This is a genomic window from Blastomonas sp. (assembly GCF_041747255.1).
In the GTDB taxonomy this organism is placed as follows: Bacteria; Pseudomonadota; Alphaproteobacteria; order Sphingomonadales; family Sphingomonadaceae; genus Blastomonas.
Genome location: NZ_JBGTFM010000203.1, coordinates 1 through 1,736, shown reverse-complemented (window position 1 = coordinate 1,736; position 1,736 = coordinate 1). Strand labels below are relative to the sequence as shown.

The 1,736-nt window shown below is 65.1% G+C and carries 2 protein-coding genes; both read left to right on the top strand.

All coding sequences use genetic code 11. From position 1 onward, the window contains the following. The first annotated feature begins 110 nt into the window (after positions 1 to 110). Positions 111 to 611 (top strand): DUF3598 family protein, encoded by a 501-nt coding sequence (locus ACEW8G_RS07165; RefSeq protein WP_373487748.1) that lies wholly within the window; start codon positions 111 to 113, stop codon positions 609 to 611. 201 nt (positions 612 to 812) lie between these two features. Further along, the coding region (locus ACEW8G_RS07160; RefSeq protein WP_373487747.1) for an aconitase family protein at positions 813 to 1,736 on the top strand (924 nt) is incomplete at its 3' end.

Here is a 1,736-nt window from a genome sequence, read left to right as displayed (position 1 = left end):
CCGGCAGCGCTTGCGCCCGAGCGGCTGGCGCGCGAACATCGCGCCCTGATCCGCGCACGCGCAGCCCGCGCCGTTTGCACTGCGCTTCACAATCGAGAGGAGTAAACGAGATGGGGATACGTGAGGACATGCCGATCCTGGCGCGCCACGAGGGCGTGTGGGATGGCGTCTATACCTATTATAACGCGGCGGGCGAGCAGATTGACGAGCACAAGAGCCGCCTGTTCTGCCGCTTTCCCGATGATGGCACGCACCCATATCACCAGACCAACCATTACACCTGGCCCGATGGCCGCACCGAGGTCCGCGAATTTCCGGCGGAGTATCGCGACAAACGGGTTTGGTGGGACAACGACCTGATCGTCGGTTGGGCCGCCGAGGTGGGGCTCGATCAATACAACCGCACCGTGATGCTCTACTGGCAGCGGAAGGGCGACCCTTCGCTTTATCTGTATGAGATGATCCAGATTTCGGATGACGGCCAGTCGCGTTGCCGCACATGGCACTGGATCAGGAATGGCTTGCTTGAAACCCGCACTGCAATTCAGGAAACGCTCGTCAGCAAGGACTGGCGCGCGGTCGAGGCGGACATGGCGGCCAGTGCGGGTTGAAGGACAATTGACTACACCTTCTCCCTCGATGGGAGAAGGATACGCAGCCTTGTCGGCTTTGCCGACTAGGCGCAGTTGGATGAGGGTGTGCGGCGGCGCGGCAACGCTGGCGTGGCGCAATCAGCCTCATCCAGCTTCGACTAAGCTCGCTCCGCTCGCCAAGTCTGCGCAACCCTCCCCCATCAAGGGGGAGGGAGTTCAGTGACCACCCTCTTTGATCGCATCTGGAACACGCACATCGTCGCGCCGTTGCCCGGCGGCGCGGACCTGATCGCCATCGACCGGGTGCTGCTGCACGAGCGCACCGGCGCGGGGGCGCTCAATGCGTTGCGCGATACGCGGCGGCCAATCGCCGATCCGGCGCGCGCGTTCGCGATGATGGACCATATCGTTGACACCCGCCCCGGCCGGACCGATGCGACGCTGATGCCCGGCGGACAGGCGTTCATCACCGAGACCCGCGCTGCAGCGCAGGCTGCGGGCATTACCCTGTTCGATGTCAGCGATCCCGATCAGGGCATCATGCACGTCGTCAGCCCCGAGCTTGGCATCGTGCTGCCCGGCCTGACGCTGATCGCGCCCGACAGCCACACCTGCACCCAAGGCGCACTGGGCGCGCTTGCCTGGGGCATCGGATCATCAGAGGCCGAGCATGCGCTCGCCACCGGCACCCTGCGGCTGACCCGGCCCAAAACGATGCGCGTGACTTTTAAGGGCGGGCTTCAGCCGGGCGTCACCGCCAAAGACGTGATCCTTGCGCTGATCGCTGCGCATGGCGCGGGCGGCGGCAGCGGCCATGTCATTGAATTTGCAGGTGACGCGGTGACCGCGCTCGACATGGAAGCGCGCATGACGCTGTGCAACATGGCCACCGAATTTTCGGCCTTCGCCGGATTGATCGCTCCCGATGATGTGACCTTCGACTGGCTGAAGGGCCGCCGCTATGCGCCGCAGGGGGCAGACTGGGACGCAGCCGTCGTGGCATGGCGCGCGCTGAAATCCGATGCCGATGCGCATTTCGATGCCGAGATCGCGCTCGACGCAGCCGCCATCGCACCGATGGTCAGCTGGGGCACCAGCCCGGGCGCCAGCGTCGCGATCACCGGCACCGTGCCTGCCGATGCC

Coding starts and splice junctions, on each gene's coding strand:
- ACEW8G_RS07165 (WP_373487748.1), top strand. CDS start 111: ATGGGGATACGTGAGGACATGCCGATCCTGGCGCGCCACGAGGGCGTG.